General features: G+C 54.2%; 18 protein-coding genes and 2 pseudogenes. 4 read left to right on the top strand and 16 right to left on the bottom strand.

All coding sequences use genetic code 11. The annotated features are described in order from the left end of the window. Positions 1–79: 79 nt before the first annotated feature. The 15 genes and pseudogenes from LFE_RS11370 to LFE_RS14180 all read right to left on the bottom strand — a co-directional run bounded on the left by LFE_RS11370 (position 80) and on the right by LFE_RS14180 (position 14,328). Positions 80–370, bottom strand: a complete 291-nt coding sequence (locus LFE_RS11370) for a BrnA antitoxin family protein (RefSeq protein WP_014450370.1) — start codon at positions 368–370, stop codon at positions 80–82. Then, positions 354–599: pseudogene (locus LFE_RS14765) on the bottom strand (BrnT family toxin); the annotation flags it as partial. The gene LFE_RS11370 and the pseudogene LFE_RS14765, both read right to left, overlap by 17 nt. Positions 600–939: 340 nt before the next feature. Continuing rightward, positions 940–1,353, bottom strand: coding sequence for a hypothetical protein (locus LFE_RS11365; protein WP_014450369.1), 414 nt, complete (start codon positions 1,351–1,353; stop codon positions 940–942). Between the two features lie 179 nt (positions 1,354–1,532). Then, positions 1,533–2,768: an ISAzo13 family transposase gene (locus tag LFE_RS11360; RefSeq protein WP_014450368.1), complete on the bottom strand. Its 1,236-nt coding sequence runs from the start codon at positions 2,766–2,768 to the stop codon at positions 1,533–1,535. A gap of 53 nt (positions 2,769–2,821) precedes the next feature. Continuing rightward, a pseudogene (locus tag LFE_RS14760) lies at positions 2,822–2,974 on the bottom strand (putative toxin-antitoxin system toxin component, PIN family); the annotation flags it as partial. A 93-nt stretch (positions 2,975–3,067) separates the two neighbouring features. Continuing rightward, positions 3,068–3,340, bottom strand: a complete 273-nt coding sequence (locus tag LFE_RS11355; RefSeq protein ID WP_173363252.1) for a type II toxin-antitoxin system Phd/YefM family antitoxin — start codon at positions 3,338–3,340, stop codon at positions 3,068–3,070. Positions 3,341–3,413: 73 nt separating this feature from the next. Continuing rightward, positions 3,414–3,767, bottom strand: a complete 354-nt coding sequence (locus LFE_RS14755) for a hypothetical protein (protein WP_050989530.1) — start codon at positions 3,765–3,767, stop codon at positions 3,414–3,416. A 202-nt stretch (positions 3,768–3,969) separates the two neighbouring features. Next, entirely contained in the window at positions 3,970–5,529 is a 1,560-nt protein-coding gene (locus LFE_RS11345; protein ID WP_014450364.1) for a glycoside hydrolase family 57 protein, read from the bottom strand. Next, entirely contained in the window at positions 5,526–6,914 is a 1,389-nt protein-coding gene (locus LFE_RS11340) for a class II fructose-bisphosphate aldolase (RefSeq protein WP_014450363.1), read from the bottom strand. The genes LFE_RS11345 and LFE_RS11340 overlap by 4 nt, the downstream gene beginning before the upstream one ends. A 107-nt stretch (positions 6,915–7,021) precedes the next feature. Beyond that, the gene (gene galT / locus LFE_RS11335) at positions 7,022–8,044 is read right to left on the bottom strand and encodes a galactose-1-phosphate uridylyltransferase (RefSeq protein WP_014450362.1); all 1,023 of its coding nucleotides are present in this window, start codon (positions 8,042–8,044) and stop codon (positions 7,022–7,024) included. 83 nt (positions 8,045–8,127) lie between these two features. Further along, the gene (locus LFE_RS11330) at positions 8,128–10,287 is read right to left on the bottom strand and encodes an alpha-amylase/4-alpha-glucanotransferase domain-containing protein (protein ID WP_014450361.1); all 2,160 of its coding nucleotides are present in this window, start codon (positions 10,285–10,287) and stop codon (positions 8,128–8,130) included. After that, positions 10,287–12,422 carry a glycoside hydrolase family 57 protein gene (locus LFE_RS11325; RefSeq protein WP_014450360.1) on the bottom strand — a complete coding sequence of 712 codons (2,136 nt, stop codon included), beginning with the start codon at positions 12,420–12,422 and terminating at the stop codon, positions 10,287–10,289. The genes LFE_RS11330 and LFE_RS11325 overlap by 1 nt, the downstream gene beginning before the upstream one ends. Continuing rightward, positions 12,419–13,672, bottom strand: a complete 1,254-nt coding sequence (glgC, locus tag LFE_RS11320; RefSeq protein WP_014450359.1) for a glucose-1-phosphate adenylyltransferase — start codon at positions 13,670–13,672, stop codon at positions 12,419–12,421. The genes LFE_RS11325 and glgC overlap by 4 nt, the downstream gene beginning before the upstream one ends. A gap of 27 nt (positions 13,673–13,699) precedes the next feature. Next, complete coding sequence (locus LFE_RS11315; protein ID WP_014450358.1) at positions 13,700–13,903, bottom strand: hypothetical protein; 204 nt, start codon at positions 13,901–13,903, stop codon at positions 13,700–13,702. Positions 13,904–14,016: 113 nt separating this feature from the next. Continuing rightward, positions 14,017–14,328: a Rieske (2Fe-2S) protein gene (locus LFE_RS14180; RefSeq protein WP_014450357.1), complete on the bottom strand. Its 312-nt coding sequence runs from the start codon at positions 14,326–14,328 to the stop codon at positions 14,017–14,019. A 639-nt stretch (positions 14,329–14,967) separates the two neighbouring features. Here LFE_RS14180 and LFE_RS11300 point away from each other — a divergent pair. Next, positions 14,968–16,065, top strand: a complete 1,098-nt coding sequence (locus LFE_RS11300; RefSeq protein ID WP_232502525.1) for an efflux RND transporter periplasmic adaptor subunit — start codon at positions 14,968–14,970, stop codon at positions 16,063–16,065. A gap of 72 nt (positions 16,066–16,137) precedes the next feature. After that, positions 16,138–19,383 carry an efflux RND transporter permease subunit gene (locus LFE_RS11295; protein ID WP_014450355.1) on the top strand — a complete coding sequence of 1,082 codons (3,246 nt, stop codon included), beginning with the start codon at positions 16,138–16,140 and terminating at the stop codon, positions 19,381–19,383. Between the two features lie 5 nt (positions 19,384–19,388). Here the strand turns inward: LFE_RS11295 and ygfZ are convergent, their stop codons facing one another. Then, positions 19,389–20,375 (bottom strand): CAF17-like 4Fe-4S cluster assembly/insertion protein YgfZ, encoded by a 987-nt coding sequence (gene ygfZ, locus LFE_RS11290; RefSeq protein WP_014450354.1) that lies wholly within the window; start codon positions 20,373–20,375, stop codon positions 19,389–19,391. 304 nt (positions 20,376–20,679) lie between these two features. On the opposite strand from ygfZ, the gene LFE_RS11285 reads away from it, so the two are divergent. Both LFE_RS11285 and LFE_RS11280 read left to right on the top strand, forming a co-directional pair. Continuing rightward, positions 20,680–22,095 (top strand): sigma-54-dependent transcriptional regulator, encoded by a 1,416-nt coding sequence (locus LFE_RS11285; protein WP_014450353.1) that lies wholly within the window; start codon positions 20,680–20,682, stop codon positions 22,093–22,095. Then, positions 22,092–23,297, top strand: a complete 1,206-nt coding sequence (locus tag LFE_RS11280; protein WP_014450352.1) for an efflux RND transporter periplasmic adaptor subunit — start codon at positions 22,092–22,094, stop codon at positions 23,295–23,297. Before LFE_RS11285 ends, LFE_RS11280 begins: the two co-directional genes overlap by 4 nt. Positions 23,298–23,334: the final 37 nt, after the last annotated feature.

Below are 23,334 nucleotides of genomic sequence, written 5' to 3'. Positions count from 1 at the left end.
ACCATCCAGGAGAGGGTAGCCTGCTCGGAACATCAATGAAGATGAGGCGGCACCGGCCCCTCGATCATTCCCCCATTCGTCACGCAGTCGGATGTTCCTTGAGCCATTCCTGCAAGACGTCATTCATCCGGGTCTGCCATCCCCGGCCCAACGAGCGAAAGGACGCCACGATATCCGCGTCGAATCGTACCGTCGTGGCACCCTTTGTGACCTCTTTCGGCGGTCGCCCCCGGGACCTTCGGTATTCCGCGACAATCTCCGGAACGACTTCCGAGGCGGGCCGCATCCGTTTGAGCATTTTATCCGTCAAAGGAGTCGAATCCACTGCGTCCCAATCTTCCTGGGAAATATGGTCAGGCTTGCGTTTCATAGGAACTCCTCTCTCGGGCATTCGCTTTCCGAAGGCTGATGACCCGGCATATGCCCTCCCGTTTCGTATAGGTCAGAACATGCAAGCGAGCACCAATAAACCCAAGGGCTACCCGGCGTGTTTCCCCATAGTCCCTTCGCTCATCTTCCGTATAGGTTGCCTGGTCCCAATCGAAGTCTTTTGAAAGGGAAAAATCGACGCCGTGCTTGGCGATATTGGCCCGTCGTTTGAGGTCATCCCATTCATATGTGACAGATTAATTGTGCATTCAATAATTAAGGGAATCAAATCCGAAGTCACCACCCAGGATCTTCCGAAGAGTCGGTTGACAGATCTTCTTCTCCTCGTTTGTCTCCGACAAAGCGGAGGTCAGCCATTCCAGTCATGATGGATTATACGACCCTGCCGACCATGCTCGGGAAGGCCGACCTCAAGGCCGGGTATCTTTCGAAGCTCGAAAATCTTTGGGGGCACCACTCCGGGAGGGGAAAACCGGGAGGGGAAAAGAAGAAGGGTTCCTGGAAGGAAGAGGCTCTGTTGCTAGGTATTCCTATGGATCTTGTAGGCTTCTATGCCCTTGACAGGGCATTTTGTGAGACGAAAAGATTCCGCCTGCGAAAGGCCGCAGGACTTTCCATGGCCAGAAGGGTTTTGAGTCCCTCGATATCGGTTGCGAACCATGGTTCTTTCATGATCCGTCGGGAGTCTTGAGTCCAGTCGGGAGTTAAAAGAGAAAAATGCCACGCCAGATACTCCGCTGTTGCGGCAATGTAGGCGTCTGTGACATCGCCGTTTCTGATCTTCCCACCCAAAAGTTCAGGTTCTTGTTCAATCATGTTCTGTCTGTGATTCGGGGGGGCTTCGTAAAATGCGTCCAGAAATTCCCCGAGAACCCACCCGTCGGGATTTCCGTTAGCTAGAGCCTGGGAATATTCATGGAGGCTTCCGGGTCTGAAAAACGCTGTTTTCGTGCCCATCATCATCGATTGCCCTCCGATTCCTGTCCGGTTGATTCTTTTTTTATGGATTCGAGGATTTCCTGAATACCAAACAGAGTACGCGGGGTTACAAGTTTTGCCGGATAGTATTTTTTGACAATGCTCAGGATGTCTATGGTGGAGTGGACCCCAGTTAGGGCTTTTTAAAATATAAAGATAACAATTCATCCGTCTCTGGGATGAAGGGAATAATTCCATTCCCCATGAAAAGCGTGGCGAACCAGATGGAGAGAGGCCATTTCCTCGTCAGAGATCTTGATGCCTTTGGGGTAGACCCCTGGATCAAGCTCGGCTTTGACCGTGAGTCCGCTTTTCGTCCTGGTGTTGGCGATCAGGTTCAGAAGGACTTCGTGGCTGACCAGCGGTCGTCCTCTCCAGTTCATACTGATAAACGAAAACAGGCGATGTTCAATCTTGTTCCACTTGCTGGTTCCGGGAGGAAAATGACAAATCGTGACGGGAATCCCAATCTCGTCCGCCAGTTTCTGGATTTCGACCTTCCAGAGGCGCACGCGGGATCCGTTGCTTCCTCCCCCATCCGCTGTAATCAGAAGCTCGGTGGCCTGAGGGTAGGATTCCGCCCCCACGCTTTGCCACCATCGTCGGATCGTCTGGACGGCAAATGCCGACGTGTCGTGATCGGTTCCCACACTCACCCATCCCTCATCCTGGGCCAGATCGTAGACTCCGTAAGGGTTGGCCCGACCCAGCTCCTTGTTGATGAAGTCGTAAACATTGACCTCTTCGGGGTCACCCTGCGGCCTCCACGTCCGTCCGTTGTTCTTGAAGGGTCCGATGAGCTCTTTCTTCTTGGTATCCACCGAAATGACCGGCTCTCCCCGCTTCAGGCGATCCTCGGCCTGGGCGTTGATGTATTCGAACTGGGCGTTCCGGTCCGGATGATCACCGCCTTCGAGCGTTTTCACATTGGCCTGAAGGCTGTATCCCAGCTCCCCAAGAAGCGTCCCGACGGAGGCATGACTCACGGTATGCCCCATTGCCTTCAACTCATCAGACAGCCGCCGCAGGCTTTTGGTCGTCCACCTGAGAGGCGTTTCGGGGTCTCCTCGCGTCACCGGCTCAACCAGCGACTCAAGATTGGCCAGAAGCGCGGGGTCCCGGTCGGCCACTTTCTTTCGTCCGCCCCCCGGACGCCTGATCCTCAGCGAGGAAGCCTCCTGTTCTTCAGGACGTTCCTCCAACTCTTTTAGTCCGGAATGAATAGCCCGTCGCGAGACTCCGGTGGCCTGGGAGACAGTCGTGACTCCCCCATGGCCCAGAACCTTGGCTTCGGCTGCGCAGACAATCCGGCGCAACCGTTCATCCAGCGTCCACGCCAGCAAGTTGAATCGATCTGCGATAAGATTCTTCTCCATGCTGGAGAGTATAGCAAAATCCATTTTAGTTACAATTATTTTTTTACAATCCCTTAGCGGCGGGAGAGTTCATTGGTGAGTATATCGACCAGATCGTCCATCTCAGCGTCACTGAGTCCGTGGCGATGAACAAGCCTCGGCAATACACGGCGCAGTTCTTTAAGGATGTAAGTCGACAGAACAACCTCAAATGATCCATGGCTCCAAGCCGCTATGATCTTTCCAGACACACTGGCCTGTTATTCTATCCTCGATAGAATAACATTGGTGTCGAGGACAACACGAAGGATGGCCAAAAAAGGTCAACCCTTCCTTTCGGATGCCTACGTGCTGGACCGTTCTGAAGCCACCGTTGCGTCGATTTCAGCCAGCCCGCCAGATTCTGGAATCTCGGAAAATCCCTCTTCAATACGTTGACAAATGGTGTTGAAGCGGGACTGCATCCTGCGCATGCGTTCGAAGAGGCGAGCATCGACAAGAACAGCCACGGGCTTACCGTCCTTATTGATCACGACATTGTCGTGACGGTACTGCACCTGGTTTAGCATTTCTTCCAGATGTTGCCGAAAGTTGACTGCACTGATTTCCGTAACCATGACGACTCCTTCTTTTTCAACCCACATAACCATTACGATCCTATATATTGTTTTTGCAAAGGGATCAAACGGACTACAGAGCGTCTCCGACTCCCTGGATCAGCGGAGCCACCTCCTTCGCCCCGGCCGGATTGAGGAAGTTCCGGATCTGGACGTCCGTTGGGACATCCTGCACGCCGAAGAGGGACTGGACATTGTTCCGTCCGGTCATCCGCGTCATATTTCTCTGAAAGGCCAGAAAAGAAGGCGATTGTGTGAAGAAGACGGAAAAGGCCGAGCAGGCGGCATCAAACAGGGAGTGCTTGCGATTGTTTCCGGGTTTCCGGGCATCAGGAAGAGCCCGGAAAGCGGTGGAAATCCGGTCGACAAGAGCTTGAGAGCCTTGCCGGGAATGGCATTCGGGGTGGGGAATCGAAAAGGTTTCCATGCCCCAAGAATACCGGGAGATAGGCGTTGTGTCCAGTGATTTCTACGCGTAAACGCTAGTGATTATTATTCAATCAGATTTCAAATTTTGAATTGCTGGATGTTGATATCCCCTTCGCAGATTGAGTTGTGCAATCCGATTGGATTGCACCCGTTCCTTCCATGAATACCAAGGCAGGCGTCCCTCTGCCGGAATTCTCCGCCTAAGCGAACACCCAGGGATTGAGATCGGGGAACAGGGGACTTTTTCCCCGATATTCCTCCACAATAGACCGGTCCACGTTCGCATTTTCCAGCATGGAGCGAAGGGTTTTAAAACGGAAAAGATGTTCAGAAATCCGGTATTGGGCATATTCCACCGCTGTGCCTGTCGTCAGAAGAAAAGGCCAGTCGGAGCTTTGTGCCAGCAGGAGTTCGCGGCCCATTTGAGCGAGGACATCCGCGAAGGCGGGATCTTTTCCCCAGAGCCGAACAGCCTGAGTCATCTCCCTTGAGGCTTCCGAGAGATAGGGCCAGATCCAGTCATTGGTTTGATTGATCCAGACTTCATTATATCCGTTGACACCCCAGGAAGAAGGCTCCGGCTGTGCATCGGAGACCCAGAAGTCTCCGGAAAGAAGTTTGGTCGGTGTCGTCATGACCACAGAACCGGTGGCCTCCCGGAAGAGCCCCTCGATAAAGTCGACCCCTTCGAACCACCAATGTCCAAAAAGCTCCGCGTCAAAGGGACAGACCACTGTGGGCGACCAGTTTGCGAGACTTGAGAGCCTTCGGGATTGCTCTTCCTTTCTCCGCATGAAATCCCGGGCATGATCACCGGCCTTCTCTTTGGCCAATCGCGGATCGTAAACCTCTTTCTGATCGGTTTTTCCCGTGATGCGGTGGTATTTGAGTCCGGTCATGCCGCGGGGACCGTCGGTATGCAGGTAGGGGGCAACCAGATCATAAGGAAGGTCGTATCCGATATCCCGGTAAAAATCACGGTACAACGGATCTCCCGGATAGCCATTCTCGGCACTCCAGACCAGATGGGAGGATTCAGGGTCCCGGCCGAAGGCATAGACACCGGCGGGTGTCTTTATAGGGGCATACACCTCACCTTGCGGGAAGGGGTTGGCATAAAGAAGGCCATGGGTATCCATGAGAAAAAACTGGAGACCTTCTTCGGAGAGGATCTTGTCCACTCCGGTAAAGTATCCGCACTCGGCAAGCCAGATCCCCCGGGGTTTGACCCCGAGAATGCGCTCGTGGGTCGAGACGCCGACCCGGATCTGGGCTTTCACAGACTCTGGAGTCGTTGAGAGAAGCGGGAGAAATCCATGGGTTGCGCAGCATGTGATGGCTTCGAGTTGTCCGGTTTGAATATGCCGTCTGAATCCCGACAGGATCTGCCCGCCAAGATCCTCTTTCCAGAAGCGGTTCAACGTATGGAAACGATGTTGATAAAAAGCGGCGACTCCTGCGTATTCTCCCCCGCGGGTCCTGTCCGCCTCCCTGTCCGAAAGTTCTGTCAGAAGATGGAGTCTCGCTCCAAACCGCTCGGTCAGGAGAGGGTCCTCCATCATCGACAGAAGAGGCGGGGAGAGCGTCATGGTCATGCCCCACGGGATATGATCCCCTGTCAGTCGGTCCATCATCATGAGAAGGGGCAGATAGGTTTCGATCATCCCCTCAAAAAACCAGTTCTCCTCCAGAAAAACAGGATGTTCCGGATGACGGACATAGGGCAGGTGGGCATGAAGGACGAGCAGGAGTTTTGTCATGGCGAATTCCCTTCGGACGGAAAGTGGCGGGTGAGAAGCGGGGCGGTTCCCTGAAGTCCGAGTTTTTCAAAGATCACGACAAACCGTTCCTCAAGGTCTTTCATGATTCCGGAGAGAATCGACGGTGGCAGTGAGGACAGTTCCTTCTTGAAGGGACCAAAGACTCTCTTTCGGTTTTTGTAAAGGAACTGGGCTTCGGTTTCTCCGGACTTCCATTCCGACTTGAAATGTTCTTTCAGGTGCTCGTGCATTTTCTGTGTGAGATCTTTGGGAAACAGGGGATGATCCAGAATCAGATTCTGGAAACCCGTGGCAAGATGGATCTCAAGTGTTCCGACCTTGGGAAAACGGTCGAAAAGGGATTCCGGCAGGGTGGAGGCTCCGTGCTGGACGGCTCCGCCCATCTGGTAGTTTTTCCGGGCAAGCGCCGAGAGTTTTTCCAGAGTTCCAAAATCCAGCGCCACTTCGGCAATCGATCCGTCGGCATTGGGTACGCCACCGTGGGAGGTGCCGGTCTGCACGCTGATTTTTGAAATTCCCGGCCCCGGGGTGCAAAGTCTTTTGCGCTCCTCCTCAAAGACCGTCATGAAGGCGGCAAGCTCTTCAGGGCTTGAATTTTCCTTTCCGACTTCGCCAATTTCCCCGCCGATCGACACAGGGATTTCCATTCCCCCCATTTTGGAATGCGGGGTCCGGCGGATGACGTCTGCCAACAGAGCCGTCACCCGTCCGTTTTCCCGTTGCTGCTCGATTAAGGAGTCGGGTTCAAGAGTCACAAGCGTCGATGCGTCGAGGTCGATATTGCCGTATCCCGCTTCCAGCGATTCCAGGATCAGTCCCTTGAGCTCGGCGATCTCGGATTGAGGGTCGGACTTGAACTTTTTGGCATTGGCCTGGTAGTGGTCCCCCTGGATAAAAACGGGTCCGGAGATCTCCTCTGAAACGGCGGCGGCCATGATCAGCCCGGCATATTCCCGTGGTCTCTGGTAGGAATATCCAATTTCGCTCTTGGCAAGCTCGAAGATCACCGGTCCCCCATTGATCCTTTTCATTGCCCGAAAGACCGTTCGCGCGGTCTCAAAGGTCAGTCCGCGAATATTGATGGCGGGAACGGTGAACCCTGACTCTTCCCCCCTGGCGAAGGCCCGGTAGAGGGGTTCGATCGAAGCGGAGTAGCCCCGCTGTTTCAAAAGCGCCGCCCTGATCACGTCGAAAGCGGATTTCCTTGCCTCCTGGCTCTCGTGGAACAGAAGATCCGAAACCACACCGGGAAGAAATTGCTTCCGAAAGGTCGCAAGATCGGTGATTTGGGGAAGACTCCCGTTAAACAGACAGACGGATGAAAGGGATTTTTGCCAGGCGGCAAGGGATTCCCCGGTGGACATGAACGAACCTCCTTAAAAATAAGTTTTTATCTGTTTGTTGTGTTGGTTGGCCAACAGTCCTATATCCAAACAATTCCCGTTTGACCGGATCGGTCTCTTCCGGATGATCAGGGAATCTCTTCCGATTCGATTGTGAGATCGATTTCTCTTAAAAATCGGGCGGCATCCTCGGGAGGGGTCGGGTTGATATAGAAACCCGTTCCCCACTCGAACCCTGCCACCCTGGTCAACGTGGGCATGATCTCAAAGTGCCAGTGGTAATAGTCCTCGGCCCGTTCCTGCAAGGGTGAGCTATGGAGAATAAAATTATAGGGCGGATCCTTCAGTGCGACGTTGAGTCTTCTGAGAACATCGAGAAAAATCCTGGACAGGGCTTCATACTGGCTTTTCTGTCCCTGATCGAAGGAGGACGCATGCTTTTTGGGCAATATCCAGACTTCGAACGGGAACTTCGGGGCAAAGGGAGTGATGGCCAGAAACTCCTGATTTTCCTGGACAATCCGGCTGCCGTCGGAAAGCTCCTGCCGGATGATATCGCAGAAAATGCATCGTTCTTTTTCCTCGTAGTGGGACTTGGCTCCGACAAGCTCCTCCACGACGGCGGTGGGGATAATGGGAAGGGCGATCAGCTGGCTGTGGCTGTGCTCAAGGGACGCTCCCGCCGCCTCTCCATAGTTTTTAAAGATCATGATGTATCGAAATCGGGTGTCCTTCCTGAGATCAAGAATGCGGTCACGGTAGGCCCATAAAAGATTTTCGAATTCTTTTTCGGTAAATTTCGAGAGGGCTTTCTTGTGCTCAGGGGTTTCGATAACCACTTCGTGGGCGCCGATTCCATTCATACGGTCGTAGAGACCCACCCCTTCGCGGTCGAGGGTTCCCTCCACCTCAAGTGCGGGAAACTTGTTGGGAACGACGCGAAGCGTCCATCCCGGTGTATTGGGAAGAGAACCGGACTGCCGGTAGGCAAGGACTTCCGGTGGTGTCTTTTCCTCCTGTCCCGGACAAAGCGGGCAGGACTGGTAGAGATAACGGACCTTCTCTGCCTGATAGTCCTTTGGCCTCAGACCTCTTGATGTCGCGATGATGACCCATCGTCCGATAATCGGATCTTTTCTGAGCTCGGGCATTGTATCGGTTCCCCCCTGATCAAGCGTTTTCTTTGTCTGTCCCGTAAACGGCAGGACGTCCGGCCGAAATGGCTTTTTTGGATCTACTCGATGTCCTCGAAAGAGACGGAAATACGAAATCCTTCGGGGCGCTGGATATCAGCCGGAGAGATCATCATGAGAAAAAGCGTCCCCTGATAGACCCGCTCAAGTCCCTTCTCCGACAGTGAAACCGTTTCGATAGGAAATCGGACAAGCCGGAGAGGTGTGGAAAATGTGACAGAGAATGCGGCTTTTGACCAGCCGTCCCTTCCCCGAAATCCCTGAGACATCTGGTCTCCCCATTCCCCGAATGCGGCCGGGGCAACAGGTTCTTCTCCGGTTTCGGTCCGGACCCAGAGGTCTCTTCCCTCACCGGAACCGACAAGAAGCGTCACCGGAAATTCGACCGCCAGAAGATGATCTTCCGAAAGGGCTCCGTCCGTCAGGCGGTAATCGACCGTGAACTCCAATGGGGAAAACCGGTATTCCTTGCTCAGGGTCATGGATCTGTCACCCGTTTGGACTTGTGCCTCAAGGCAGGCTTTCCATTGGTCCCATTCCTTGACGGTCCAGTTCGTTTTTCCAAGGTCCAGGATCATGGGATTCGTTCCAGACTGTCCTGAAAGGACATCGGGAGCGGCATCCTTATGGCACAAAAACTCGGAAAAAGGCCGTCTTGGTCGGGGATCGAAAGAGATTTCCCCTTCAGCCGGGGGGGTGGGCATCCGGTCGTGGATGGAGAGGACGGCCGGAGAGCCGCCGTCTTCCGGATGGTTGCCGAGTCCGGAGGAGGAATTGAGATGATAGATCTCCACCTGCCTTGTCAGGGTGTTGGTCAGGTGGAATCCGTGCCGGCGATCGTCTATTTCCTGAAGACATCCTCCCCCGGCCGGGGAGAGCCAGGCGACGTAGCCCTTCTGGTAGTAGACGCGGTCGGGGGAGCCGTCCTGGTCAAAGTCTCCGACCAAAGACTCTCCCGAGCGAAGGAGACCTTTTTCTTCGAGAAGGTTTTCCATGGAGATGATCCCGTTGAAGGCCGTGTGGCGAAGGTTTGAAAGGTAAAGCCCTCCGAACAGTCCATGCCAGTATACGTCATTCCCCTGGGAAACCCAGAGGGGGTGTCCCACCCTGTCCCTGTCGGGATCGTCTTTTGCCACCCGGCTTGAAAAAAGCTGTTCGGCCAGGAGCATCCTGTGGTAGAGCCTTCTTGAGTCGGGGTATTTTGTCAGGAACTGTTCGAAGATCCCTCCCCGCACGAAGGGCATTGCGGCCTCTTTCAGTCCATACCCGGCGAGGGTGTCCAGAAGTTTATGAAGAGCGGCGGCATGTTGGGGTGACATTGCCCATTCCATCATTTCGGGATAGGACGCATTGGGAAGGATGGCAACACCTGTCGCCCCCCGTTCCGCCCTTATTTCCTTCATGCTGGCAATCCTCAACCAGGAAGACTCCCTGGAAAAGGCTTCAAAAAGACGCCGAAGATATCCTTCTGTCCAGACCCAGTGATACGTTTCCGGCCAGACGCCGAATTTTTCAGCGTCATCGGCATAGGTCAGGACCTTTCCTTTTGCCGTCCTGTCGAGGAAGGTGAGCGACTGTTCGACGCTTTGAAAAGGAATGAGGTAGCGAAGATGTGCGGAGATGGGGAAAATGTCCAGACCCTCCCCTGCGCAGGAAGTGCGGTAATACCCGTGAAGCTCCTCGTCCCTGAATCCGGCCAGATGAAAGTGATGGTCGTCAACGGTGGTGTGTGTCATGTGGCAACCCGAAAGTCTCAGGGGAAGGTCTGTCTCCCAGACTCTTTCGGCCAGCCAGAATCCACCATCAAATCGGTTAAAAAGACGGACGATCCAGTCTTCCATGAGACGGCTCTGGTCCCTGACCGATTGGGTGGGGAGCAGAGCCAGGATCGGTTCGTAAAATCCCCCGCCAACGATTTCGATCTGTCCCCTGGCGACAAGACGTCCCAAAAGGGAGATGTAGTCGGGATCATGCTTCTCGATCCACTCGATCAGGGGGCCAGTCAGGTGGTAGGAGACATGGATGTCGGGAAAGTGCTCCAGAAGCTCCAGAAGCGGCCTGTAGCAATTTTGCTGGGACTCTCCAAAGACATGATCGAAGTTTCCCGCGGGCTGATGGTGATGGAGGACCATCACCACGGTTGTCCGGGTATCTTTGGAAAGGATTGATTGTGTGGTTCGGGAATCGTTTGACTCCGTCATCAGACTCTCCATATGGATTGATCGAACTGGTCATCGGGAACATGAATGGGGACGGAGCGGCCACGGGGGCACTGGTCCAGGAGCCGCTCCCCGTCCCATAATTCGCAAATGAGGTGCAGTCTCTCTCCGGGGCTGAATTTGGCCGCGGCAAGGCTCAAGGCACCTTCTCCCATTTTCTGGCAGGCCCAGAGCATGGGAGCGGACTGTCCGACCCTTGCTGGTACATCAAGGGGAGAGGCCAGAAGGGGGAGTTTCCATTCGAACTCGACATTGTTGTGGATCCTGACGACGAGAGCCATCTGGTCGATGTTTCCGGAGAGGATCTCCGGGTCGAACTCGACCCGGAGATAAAAATTGATCTGGTCGAAGCCATAGAAAATTTTCCGGATTGGCGCTCCGGACAAGAACATTGACCCCTGGGTTTTTTGGGGGTCAAAACTTCCGGCACCGGTCCACTCGTAGAAATGGGTGACTCTTCCATCGATCGTCGGAGAGATGAAATCGGTGGGAAGATTGATCGCGAAGTCGTGTTCCCTGGAGCGGATCGGTTCCGTGAGATAGACGGGGATGTCCTCTCCAAGAATCTTGTAGACGTTCTGTTGATGGGTCCGGAAGAGACGATCGAACTCATAGGCCTGAAGACTCTGGAAATCGTCTCCATACCACCAGAACCAGTCGGAACCTTCCGATGCGAACATCTCCATCTTTGCCTGCAGAAGCGTTTCATGGGAGTGTTTTCCCGAAGCTTCCGCGTCGGACAGAAACTTTCGGGTTCTGGAGAGATAGTTCCATCCGGCATTGTCTTCGGGGTGACCGATCCAGATATTGAAATCATGGTTGATCCAGGATCCCGACGCCAGGGAGTGGATCGGAGATGCGGGAAGGTCCCGGATTCCCTCCCAGATCGACTGGGTCTCGAGATGGGGGTGGTTGTCGAGCCGTTCAAAAAAGGACCTTAGGAAAAGATACCCTCCGTCAGGGTAGCTCTCCCAGGGATTTTCGCCATCGAGAATGATGGGGATGATGGGCGGGTGGCTTCCGGATCCGACTCCCGCAGTCGCCTCGATTCCCGAGAGAAGATCTTTTGCCGCCTCTGTTCCGTTGTATCGCGAATACAAAAATCCGATCCGGTCGGAAAGGGCTCTTTGGCGAAAAATGATCCGGAGATCTCCGTGGCCGGTTGTGACCTGCCATGGGTGGGTCATATTTCCCGCTCCCCCGATGCTTTCATCCAGAATCCCCTGGTCTGTGGCGGTCCAGTCCAGCCCGGCCGCGGCAAGTATGTCCATCAGCTCAGGGCAGACGGATCCCTCTGATGGCCACATTCCCCGTGGCCGGATTCCCAACAGTTTTTCATGGCGGTCGAGAGCCATGAGAACCTGTTCCTTCGCATCGTTGGGCCAGGAGAACTCTTCCGGAAGGGCGATTCCCGGACGGGGTCGACTTCCAATGGATGAGGAGATGAGAAGGGGAAGGATCGGGTGGTAGTAAGGTGAAGATGAAATCTCGATCTGTCCATTTTCGGCGAGAGTCCGATAATTCGGGATCAGCTCCTTTAAAACACTGAGCTGAAGCGCCATGACTCCGGCCTTGTCCTCTTCGCTGAACCCGGACCCCTTTCGAAGCCATTCCTCGATTTCAGGATGGTCATGTTTCGCTCCGTATCCAAACCAGACCAGATTGAAGAGAACCTGAAGGTCCAAAAGCTCCCTGTTCGACAAGACATCCGGTGGCAGTTGAGACTCCGGAGGTTTTCCGGAAAGCGCCGTCTGGACCTTCTGCCAGATATTCACGTACTGATGGTTCGGGCGGATCATGGAGTCAAACGGGCAGGAGAAAAAATTCCGGAGAATGTAGTCCCGGTCGGCAGGGGTCAGATCCTCCGGGGGTTTCATCGTCAGGATCTGGTAGGCGTCCTGAAGTTCGCCGCCTGAAATCTGGTCAATCTGGTCCAGAAGCGATGGCACGAGATTGATTGTTTGCCGGACATGGGGGAAAAGACGGGCCATGAAAGGCAGGTCGTTATACCCCCTGACACCATGCAGCCTGACCCATGGAAGCCCGATGTTTTTCATGACCGGGTCCCAGTATGCCGGCTGATGCATGTGCCAGAGAAGAAGAATGCGCCCCTTCACGAGGAGTCTCCGTTGTTGTTGAAGTCTTCACGGGTGACGACGACAACCCCGGAATCCGAAAGGTGAAAGCGTTTCCTGTCTTCGACCGGATCTTCCCCGATTACGGTATGGGGGGGGATCCGGACTCCCTTTTCAATGATCGCCCTGTTGATCCGGGAGTAACGTCCGATATCGACATTGTCGAAAAGGATCGATTCGGAGACCCGGGAATAGCTGTTGATCCTGACGCTTGGAGACAGGATGGTTCTGTCGATCTGACCTCCGGAGATGATGCAGCCACCGGAGACGATCGAATCCGTTGCCACTCCGATTCTCCTGTTTTCCTCATCGGCAAAAACGAACTTTGCCGGGGGAACCTGCGGGCGATAGGTTCTGATGACCCAGTTCGGATTGTAGAGATTGAAGGCCGGGGAAACCGACACGAGGTCCATGTGGGTCTGCCAGTAGGCATCCAGCTGGCCGATGTCCTTCCAGTAACCCTGTTCGAGATCGGTCATCCCGGGGATGGTATTCTGGCTGAAGTCGTAGACATGGACCATTCCCTCACGGGTCAGTTTCGGGAGAATGTCCTTTCCAAAATCATGATTGCTGTCCTTGTCTTGGGCATCTTTGGTCAGGACGTCGATCAGGAGTCTGGTGTTGAAGACATAGTTCCCCATGCTCACAAGGGACATTTGGGGGTTCCCGGGCATATGGGCCGGGTGTTTTGGTTTTTCGATGAAAGAGGTCGCCATGCCCGAAGAGTCCATCCCAACGATTCCGAAGGCGGAAGCCTCCTCGATGGGGACCGGGATGGCAGAGACTGTGACCTGCGCGTTTCTCTGGATGTGGGCCTCGATCATCTGCGAGATGTTCATCTTGAAGATATGATCTCCGCTGAATACGCAGACAAAATCGGGGTTGTCGTCGAGGATCAGGTTCAGGTTCTGGTAGACGGCGTCTCCGGTTCCCTGAAACCAGTGTGGCCCCCTGCGCATCTGGGCCGGAACGGGGTCAACATACTGGTCCAGAAGCGGGGAGAGTCGCCAGCCCCTCGAGAGATGGGTGTTTAGGGAGTGGGATTTGTATTGGGTCAGAACCTTGATTTTGTAAAGGCCGGAATTGACGAAGTTCGACAGGACAAAATCGATGATCCGGTAGGCTCCGCCAAATGGGACGGCTGACTTGACCCGGTCGCGAGTGAGCGGGAAAAGCCTTTTTCCTTCGCCTCCGGCAAGAATGATGGCCAGCGCACGATAATTGTTTTGCATGGTCCTCCCTTCATGTGTGAGGCAAGATCACGAGCCGATAATCATTGAATGAAGCCACTCGATCAGTTTGGGCCTGAGCGGAGAAAGGGAGACTGCCCCCCAGAGAAGCAGCATGGCGGAGGAGAGAATGTAGGCAAGCCACTTTTCCCGTCGTTCCCGCCGCAGGAGAAGAACAACTGAATAGAGCGTCCCGAAAGTGCCAACCATGACAAATAAAAAGCCGTAGAACACGTTCGCCCTCCAGAGACCATCATAGCGATACTGGCATGAAAAACAAAGCCGGATCATTGATCCGGCTTATGCTTGATAGTTCAATGGCATGTAAAAACTGACAAAAAACGGGATCAGGCGATTTCGACCGCAATTTTCCCGGAAGGATCTTTGGAGACTGCGAAACAGGCGATGGTGGCTCCGGGGCGACCAACCGCTTCTCCTGAACGCATGTCGAAGCTCCAGGAGTGGAGAGGACAGGTGATGGTCGGTCCGGAAACGGGTCCGTCGGCCATCGGGCCTCCGCGGTGAGGACAACGGTTGTCCACTGCGTAGATGGATCCCTCGAATTCGTAGAGGGCGATCTGACGGCCTTCCACTGAAACGGGAACGCCGGGGCCGCCATCTTCAAGATTGTCCGGTTTGTCGATCAAATGTTTGGCCAAGAAAAACTCCTTATGTTTAAGGTCCCATTGGACATCTATAGAGGTGATCTGAGAGGAGAACTTCCGAACAGACCTTTTTGTGCCGATTAGACAGGTGAGAGAAAATGGCCGGTGGTCAGGATGATCCCCCGGCCCCTGTTCGCTCTCTCCATCATAAATCACAAGGGTCCCCTCCAACAAGGAGGATGGGGGATCGTGCCGGCATGAGGTGATTCGGATGATATGAGAACGTGTGCATGCTGACCCTGTTATGCAGGAACTCTTCAATCGATCCGAAGTTTTTTGGGAGTTTTCTCATGGACTCCGATCGAAATCGTAACGCTTTGGATGAGACCTCCCTTTCAGGGCTGGGCTCTCCTGAATTTTCCCTGCATAGGGGGTTGAAGAGCGGGAGGGGAGAGGAAATGATTGCGGCAAATTTTTGACACCATGAAAATAAATTGATTTCTCATGCTGAAGTCGTATATAGTGCCGATAAAAAAATGGCGGTAGGCAGATTGTTGTCGTTTTGTGCAAGGTTTTTGTCGCTTTCATTTTCCCTTTTTGTTCATGGGCGATCTTCCATTTGTGGCTTTCCCGTCGTGTTTGGGACGCGGCCTGGATCATTCTGTTTGATATGGATTGAGGAGATTTTTTATGTTGTCTGGAAATCCGGGGCGGCAATGGTCTGATCGGCGCTCCCGTATCGTCATTGTTCTTTCTGGGATAGCCCTGATTCTTCTGGTTCTGGGAATCCGGGGCCACTGGTTTTTCCATCCGGCAACCAAGCCTCCCGAAGCCCCCTCCCTTGGATATGATCCCGACAAATACCGGACAGGTCATGTGTCTCCCCGGGATTTTGAGCTCTGGACCAGAATTCCCGGGGTGGCCCATGCCTTTCGGGAAACGGTGGTCTACGCGCATGTTCCCGGATACCTTCAGAAACTCCCGGTGGACAAGGGGGATATCATGAAAAAGGGGGATCTGATTGCCAAGATCTTTGATCCCGAACGCGATGCCTCCCTTAAAAGGGAAGAGGCTTTGGCCAGGATTGCCAAGCTCACCTATGACCGTGAATATGCGGTCTGGAAAAAAGATCCCCGCGTGATCTCCCTTGAAACACTCCAGAAGTCCGAAGCCAAATGGAAAGCCGCCAGGGCCAGGGCCCTTTATGAAAAGACGATGACCGACTACGAGGTGATCCGTGCTCCTTTCGACGGTATGGTCACCCGCCGATTTGTGGATCCGGGAAATCTGATCCCCGAGGCGAAGATGTCCACCGGAGGTTCCTTGCCGATCATCCGTCTTGCCGAAGTGAGGACGATTCGTATCTATGTCGGGATTCCGGCAAGGCAGGTCCGCTTTGTCAAAAGGGGCGAACCGGTCGAAATCACCGTGCAGGGTCTTCCCGGACGGGTTTTCAAGGGCCGGATCAACCGATATGCCTTTTATCTCAATCGTTCCACCCGGACAATGAAAACAGAGATCGACCTTGACAATCCGGACCTCGCCATTCACCCGGGGATGTTTGTCGATGCGAAAATCCGGCTTGGCGTCTATCACCATGTCCTTTCTGTCGCCCGAAAGGCGGTCATCGAGGAGCGCCACGGGAATTTTGTCTATCGCATGGTGGGCAATCACAGGGAAAAGGTACCGGTCATCACCGGCATCACCAACGGAGGTTTCACCGAGATCCTTCAGGGATTGAAGAAAGACGATACGGTTCTGGTCGATCTTTTGGCCGCGCCCATAACATGAGGTTTGTCAGGATTTTTTTGATAGGGATCGAAGCTCTGGTTCCGGCAGAAATGGTCTTGGGAGGGGGTTCGAGTGTTTCTGGTTAAGGGGTCTCTGAAGAGCCCGTATACGATCGTGGCTGTGGCATTGGCGTTTGTGCTTCTGGGATTTGAAAGTATCTCGAGCATGAACGTGTCGATTTTTCCAAGGATCCCGACTCCTCAGGTTGAGGTTCTGACCCTTCTTCCGGGGCTTGAGGTCCACAATGTGGAGATGGATCTGACCGAGCAGCTTGAGAGGTTCATTCTCCAGGCCCCCTATATCCGGAGCATCAAAAGCGAGAGCATGATCGGAATCAGTCTGATCAATGTTCGCTTCAACTCAAGCTATTCCACCAACGCCGCCGTTTCCATGGTCGTCTCCATGGTCTATTCGGCCCTGAAGTACCTTCCCCCAGGGACGTTCCCTCCAGTGATCATCCCGTTTGGGGTATCGGCGATTCCGATCGGCGATATCGTTTTGAAAAGCGAAAAGCTCAACCAGTCCCAGATCTACGATATCGGTTATTACAATATCCGTTCGCAGATGGGCGTCGTGAAGGGCGCCGCCGCCCCTCCCGTTTTCGGTGGACTTTCCCGTCAGATCCAGGTGTACCCCGAGAAAGAGGCTCTTCTGGCCCGGGGTCTTTCCATCTGGGATGTGGTGAAGACCCTGAACTCCCAAAATGTGATCTGGCCGGCGGGATTCGCGAAGATCGGCGACTCGAGTTACGACGTGGTGGTCAATGCTCTTCTGGGGCCGATGAAGGATATCAACAACCTTCCTGTGACGGTCAAGGACGGAAAGCCGGTCTTCATCAAGGATATCGGTGTCGCGAAAGACTCTTACCGCATTCAGACCAACCCCGTCAGGATCGATGGACGAAAATCGGTCTATATTCCCCTTCTGAAGCAGGAGGGGGCCAATACCGTCAAGGTGGTCAACGCCACCCGGGCGGCGTTGAAGACCTTTTATGGCCTTCCGAAAAGTCTCCAGCTTTCATTGATCTTCGATCAGTCGGTCTATATCCGGGAGTCTCTTGCCAGTCTTGAGCGCGAAGGAGCGGTCGGCATCATCCTGACGGCCTTCATGATCCTGATCTTTCTGGGGAACTTCAGGGCGACCCTGATCATTGCCACATCGATTCCTCTCTCGCTTCTTGCAGGACTGATCATGCTGAACGCCACCGGGCAGACGATCAATATCATGACCCTTGGCGGTCTGGCGCTGGCGATCGGACGTCTGGTCGACGACTCCATCGTCGTTCTTGAAAACACGAACCGCCACCTTGAAATGGGCAAGGCGCCTTATGATGCCGCCCTGGCGGGAGCCAGCGAGGTGGCGATGCCGGTTCTGGCCTCGACGATCGCGACGATGATCGTGTTCTCACCGGTACTCTTTCTTCAGGGGAAGGGTCGTTTTCTGTTCACCCCGCTGGCAGCGGCGGTGGTCTTCTCGATGATCGCATCCTACCTTGTGTCGATGACGCTCGTTCCGGTTCTTTCGGCATGGTTCTTGAAGTCGGAAGCGGACTCCGGTCCGAAGGATACCGCCTTTGACCGGGCATTTGCCAGGTTCAACCAGGTCTTCGACCGCTTCAAGAACGGCTACCGCCATTTTCTGATGGAGGCATTGTCCAAGAAAGGGTTGTTTTCCCTTTTGGTGGCTCTGGCTTTTATCAGTTCGCTTTTTCTGGTCAGCCAGATCAAGTCCGGTTATTTTCCGTCCGATGATACCGGGGCCTTTGTGATCCAGATGAGACTTCCGGTGGGGTCGAGAATCGAAATGGTCGATGCCTATTCGACCCGGGTCGATGCCGCTATCCGACGGATCATCCCGAAAAAGGATGTCGTCCATATTGTGGTCAACGAGGGGGTCAGGCCGGGCTGGGCGTCCATGTATACGAACAATCTCTGGAGCTACATGGCCACGATCCTGGTCCAGCTGAACCCTTCCGACAAGCGAAAGCATTCGATGTGGTACTGGGAGTCGAAGATCCGGCCCTATCTTGCCGAACAGTTTCCGAATGTCGGTTTCTATTTCGAGTCCTCTTCGATCATTACCCAGATTCTGGCGGGATCCGGCGAGGCTCCGATCGACATCCAGGTCCTGGGCCCCTCATACCGGGAGCTTGGCCATCTGTCGAAGATGATTCGCGACCATATCCGGAAAATCCCGGGAACGTTCAATATCCGGGTCAAGCAAAACTTCCACTATCCTGTTTTCCAGGTGAATGTCGACCGGAACAAGGCGGCTTTTCTGGGGGTGAGCGAACTGGATGTCGACAAGAATGTCATTACCTCCCTTGCGACCAACAACGCCATCGCCGAGGATTTCTGGGTCGATACACGCACGGGAAATCCCTACTTTCTGACGGGACAGTACCCGGAAGACAAGATCAACAACCTTGACGACATCAAGGATATCTTTATCCGGCGTCTTGAGCCGATTCCCTTTGATGCGGGGGGGAGGAGCCAGCTTGCGTTCCATCGACCGCAGGGATGGGCAGGGGATAAACAGGACGGCGGTCGGCCTCCGATCTACCTTCAGGATGTCGCGGAGTTCAAGCGGTCGGTCAACCCCACCGCGGTCTTCCATTACGATGTGGAGAGGGTTGTTGATGTCCTTGTGAACTTCAAGCATGGAGATGTCTATTCCCTGGGAGAGGTTGGAGGGAAGGTCGAGGACTACATGAAAACCGTGAAGCTCCCGGAAGGCTATACCTGGCGGGAAACGGGTATGCTCGCCAGCATGCACAGGTCGTTCGGATCGATGGGCGTTGCGGTTCTTCTGGCCATGGCTCTGGTCTACCTGGCGCTTGTCGCCCAGTTCCAGTCCTTTCTGGATCCCTTTATCATCATGGTTTCCGTCCCGTTTGGTCTGATGGGCGTCCTGTTCATGCTGTATGCGACCCATTCGGGAATCAATATCGAATCCCTTATAGGAATCATCATGGATATCGGAATCGGCGTGTCAAACTCCGTTTTGCTGGTGGAGTTTGCCATCAGGCTGAGAGAGCAGGGAGCTCCGCTTGTTCGTGCTGTGGTCGAGGCGGGAAGCGTTCGTTTGCGTCCCATCCTGATGACCGCAGTGGGAACGGTTCTGGCAATGATTCCCACTGCAGTCGGAATGGGTGTCGGTTCCGGTCCGGAAGAGCCTCTGGCACGTGCTGTTATCGGAGGCCTTCTGGTGATGACCATCCTCACACTTTTTCAGGTGCCTGTCCTTTATGTCCTGATCCACCAGCTCGAAGACCGGTGGGAGGAGAGGTCAAAGCGCAGGAAGGCTCAAAAAGCCTGATTCTGCTAGGGTAGAGACTCCACATGGAGTGTTCGGCCGGAGGAAAGGGCAAGCTCCGTTCCGGGTTCGGCGTGGGAGTTCTTGAGGTAGCCGAGTCCGATGGTTTCACCCCTGAAGACGGAAAAGGCGATGCTGGTCAATGTTCCGACATGGGTTTGTGTGGTTGTGTCGAAGATGGTTTCCGGTAGGGATGCAATGGGTTCCTTGCCCGACAGGACAAAGCCGGCCAGCCCCCGGTTCAGCTTCCCCTGGAACTTGATCCGGGTGACAGGCTCCTGGCCGACAAAGCATCCCTTTGTGAAGGAAACTCCGATCGACTCAAGACCTGCTTCCGCTGGAAAATGCTGGTCGTTGAGTTCATATGGGTAAGATGGAATGCCCATTTCCAGTTTGTAGGACTTGAACCCTTCTTCGGAAAGAACAGTGCCGCCGGCAGAAAGGAAGGTTTCGGCGAGTGTTTTTTTGAGGGTCGGGAAAGATTCTTTCGGGATGAGAAGATCGGCCATCGGTCCGATGGGTGTTTCCTTCTGAAAGGTCGAGGGGTGAAACAGCGCGTATCCGCCTCCGTTGATCCCCCTGATGGGGCTATCGCCGGATTCGAGGAGGACGGAGAGGATGGCCAGCAGCTTTGGACCCGCGACATGGGCAATCTCGAAACGGTCGGATGAAATCCCGACCTTGGCCTTGGTCCGGAAAAAGAGATATTTCTTGAGATGGGCGAGAAGTCCTTCCCCAGTTCCCGTTGGGGGTAGCAGGAGGATCTCCTCCGGAAGGATGGCGACCCAGGCTTCGAACAGGATATGGGCTTTGGGGTCGAGAAACAGCGTATAGAGAACGTCGTTGGTTTTGGCATTGACCATATCCTGGCTGACAATGCCCTGAAGGAAGGTCGCCCGGTCTTCACCTGTGACGCTGATGATTTCCGGTGTGGATTCCGGAATGAAAATTCCGGCATGACGATGGGCTTTGGTGGTGTCGTTGGTTGGGGTCATCGCATTCTCCAAGGTGTTGTGATGTCCGGTTCAAGGAAGACGGACTTTATGTTTGTGAATAATGATCGGATGAGGGCCGGCCCGGACAGGATCGAGGATAGGAATCGACGGATAATGTCAGATAAGACGTTATGTCCCCAAAATAGGGCATGGAAAGAATTCTGTCTGCCGGTTGCTTTTCGGATCGAGAGTGAATGCCGAAAATGCATCGCTCACCAACCTTGATCTTAAGGAACACTCTTTCCCGGAGTCAAACAGGGAAAGATTCAATTGTGCCAATCTTTAGAGTGAAGGGAATTCCCGGATGACGATTCTGGTCGTGGATGATGATGAGGCCCTTCGTTCTGTTCTGGTCGAGGCGCTCAGAAAACGGGGGCATGACGTGGATGATGCCAGAGGGGACCAGGATCTGCCCCGGAGTTTCCCTGCCTGCCGGTACGATGTCGTTCTTCTCGACCTGAAACTTTCCGGGCCCGATGGACTTGATATCCTGTCGCGTATCCGGGAAAGCTGCCCGGATACGCTTGTGATCATCATGACGGCTTTTGGCGGAGCGGAAGCGGCGATGGAGGCAATGCGTTCCGGAGCCCATGATTTTTTGGAAAAACCCTTCTCGCTCACGATTCTCGAGCTGAGACTCGAACGCGCGTTAAGGGAGGTCTCTCTCCGAAGGGCCAACGGACTTTTGAGGGGACAGCTTGATATCTCCTCGGAGGAGCTTGTGGGTCGGGATTCCAGGATGCTCTCGCTTCGGGAAAATCTCATCCGATTTTCCCGGATGGACTCTCCGGTTCTCTTTGTCGGAGAATCGGGTACGGGGAGGAAGACGGCGGCGAGAAGCCTGACCGCCTATTCAAAGCGCAGGGAGACCCCCTTCGCAATGATCGATTGTTCAGGATTTTCCGAGAGAGAACTTCTGGAGAGACTTTTCGGAGAAGAAAAACGTGGGATTTCAGGGGGGGGATCGGTCCAGCGGGGGCTTTTTGAGACCAGTGATGGCGGAACGGTTTTTTTGGACGAGGTCGATGCCCTTTCTCCTTCGATTCAGGAGCGGGTTCTGCTTCTGATCGAAAAAGGGGAATTGACAAGAACGGGTGGAAATCATCCTGTGCGGCTCAATGTGCGGATTCTCGCGGCCACAAGAAAGGATCTGGGCGCTATGGTCGGGGAAGGCCATTTTCTGAAGGATCTTTTCTTCCGGCTGAATCCGCTTCTTTTGAGCTTTCCGCCTCTCCGCCAGAGGATCTCGGATCTGGGTATCCTGTCCGAGACCATTCTCGCCCGTCTCGGACAGGAGATGCACAGGCGCTTTACTCTGGAGCCCGGCATATTGCCCCTTTTTGAAAAGCACAGCTGGCCCGGCAATCTCCGGGAGCTCAAAAATGTTCTTGAAGGGATGGCGGTCCACTCCAGGAACGGTTTGATGGGGGTGGAAGACCTTCCAAAGGAATTTCAGTCGATGGGCAATCCTCCCATTGAGAATGCTTCCCCCCGCAGGGCGGGCAAGGAGGGGAGTCTTCGCCAGGAACTTCTCGATGAGGAGAGACGCAAGATTGCCCAGATCCTGGAGCGCGTTCGGGGCAACAGGACTCAGGCTGCAAAAATATTGGGGATGAACCGTTCGTCCCTGAACTACAGATTGAGAAAACTTGGTCTTGAATTTGTGGCTCCAAAGGGAAGTGATGGAGCGGATGGGCAGAAGGAAGGCAGGAGAAAATGACGGAAAGCCAGGACACGGCATCGCATCATCCAGAAGAGTTCAATCCCGAGTGGAAGCAGGAGATCGACCTTTCCAAGGTCGAGGTGACAAGAAAGGACCGGATGAGGATCCTTGTGGTCCTTTTGAGCCTGATCATCACGCCGGTGATCCTTCTTGTCTATCACATGCTGAATCCTGAAAAAAAGGTTGAGCGTCCTCTCCAGACGGTCCAGTATGTCCGTGTCCGCTCACAGGACTTCGTCCGGAAAGTGACGATCCCCGCATCCATCCATTCTTTCCGGAAAGCCGTGATCATGGCCCATGTGCCAGGTTATCTTCGCGTCCTGAATGTCGACAAGGGAGATATGGTGCGAAAAGGGCAGGTTCTGGCGATCATCGCCGATCCGGAGCTTCGCCAGACTCTCAAGAAAGATCAGGCGAAGGAGAAGATCGCCCGGCTGACGTTTTTGCGTATCCAGCAGGTTTGGGCGGACCATCCGAAACTGATTTCGAAAGAGCGTGTCCAGGAGAAAGAGGCCGCCTACAAGATGGCTAAGGCCCAGGTTCTCCATGATGAGGCCCTGATGGACTACAGGACGATCCGGGCTCCTTTTGATGGCATGGTGACGCAGAGGTTTGTGGATCCGGGAAAGATGATTTCCATCGGGACATCCCATACGGACAGTGTTCAGCCGATTGTGACCGTTGAACGTGTCAACAAGCTTCGCGCCTATGTATGGGTGCCGGCCCAGGTCGCTCCGCTGGTGAAGAGGGGGCAGCCGGTTGAGGTTGCCTTTTCGGCCTTGCCAGGTCGCATGTTCAGGGGGACCGTGACCCGTTTCGATTTTGAGGAAAATCTGAGGACCCGGACAATGCGGACCGAGATCGATTTTGATAACCATGACCTCGCCATTCACCCTGGAATGTACGGTGAGTTTACCTTCTCTCTGGAACATTCGAAAAAAGCGATCCTCATTCCGGGTTTTGCCATTCGCGCGCGAGTGGATAAGCCGCTTACGGTTGTGGTTGTGGATCATGGTGTGGCCCATATCCGTCCGATCGAGATCGAGGTCGACAACGGAAACTGGGTCAAGGTGTCCAAAGGATTGAATCCCGGAGACCGGGTAGTGGTCATGGGGCGCTGGCATGTTCGGGAAGGACAGCATGTTCATGCCATTCCGAGAAGGGTCATTCCTTACCGGCCGGCGAGACAGCTTGGTTGATGAAATGGTTCGGATTCCGTTTTGGGAAAAGCGATAT

The organism is Leptospirillum ferrooxidans C2-3, from assembly GCF_000284315.1.
GTDB classification, from domain to species: domain Bacteria; phylum Nitrospirota; class Leptospirillia; order Leptospirillales; family Leptospirillaceae; genus Leptospirillum; species Leptospirillum ferrooxidans.
The sequence above is the reverse complement of the archived record's forward strand: the minus strand, read 5'-3'. Positions and strand labels throughout refer to the sequence as shown.

Excerpts from the sequence above, each read along its gene's own strand:
- LFE_RS11370 (WP_014450370.1), bottom strand. The coding sequence starts at position 370 with ATGAAACGCAAGCCTGACCATATTTCCCAGGAAGATTGGGACGCAGTG.
- LFE_RS11365 (WP_014450369.1), bottom strand. The coding sequence starts at position 1,353 with ATGATGATGGGCACGAAAACAGCGTTTTTCAGACCCGGAAGCCTCCAT.
- LFE_RS11360 (WP_014450368.1), bottom strand. The coding sequence starts at position 2,768 with ATGGATTTTGCTATACTCTCCAGCATGGAGAAGAATCTTATCGCAGAT.
- LFE_RS11355 (WP_173363252.1), bottom strand. The coding sequence starts at position 3,340 with ATGGTTACGGAAATCAGTGCAGTCAACTTTCGGCAACATCTGGAAGAA.
- LFE_RS14755 (WP_050989530.1), bottom strand. The coding sequence starts at position 3,767 with ATGGAAACCTTTTCGATTCCCCACCCCGAATGCCATTCCCGGCAAGGC.
- LFE_RS11345 (WP_014450364.1), bottom strand. The coding sequence starts at position 5,529 with ATGACAAAACTCCTGCTCGTCCTTCATGCCCACCTGCCCTATGTCCGT.
- LFE_RS11340 (WP_014450363.1), bottom strand. The coding sequence starts at position 6,914 with ATGTCCACCGGGGAATCCCTTGCCGCCTGGCAAAAATCCCTTTCATCC.
- galT (WP_014450362.1), bottom strand. The coding sequence starts at position 8,044 with ATGCCCGAGCTCAGAAAAGATCCGATTATCGGACGATGGGTCATCATC.
- LFE_RS11330 (WP_014450361.1), bottom strand. The coding sequence starts at position 10,287 with ATGACGGAGTCAAACGATTCCCGAACCACACAATCAATCCTTTCCAAA.
- glgC (WP_014450359.1), bottom strand. The coding sequence starts at position 13,672 with ATGCAAAACAATTATCGTGCGCTGGCCATCATTCTTGCCGGAGGCGAA.
- ygfZ (WP_014450354.1), bottom strand. The coding sequence starts at position 20,375 with ATGACCCCAACCAACGACACCACCAAAGCCCATCGTCATGCCGGAATT.
- LFE_RS11285 (WP_014450353.1), top strand. The coding sequence starts at position 20,680 with ATGACGATTCTGGTCGTGGATGATGATGAGGCCCTTCGTTCTGTTCTG.
- LFE_RS11280 (WP_014450352.1), top strand. The coding sequence starts at position 22,092 with ATGACGGAAAGCCAGGACACGGCATCGCATCATCCAGAAGAGTTCAAT.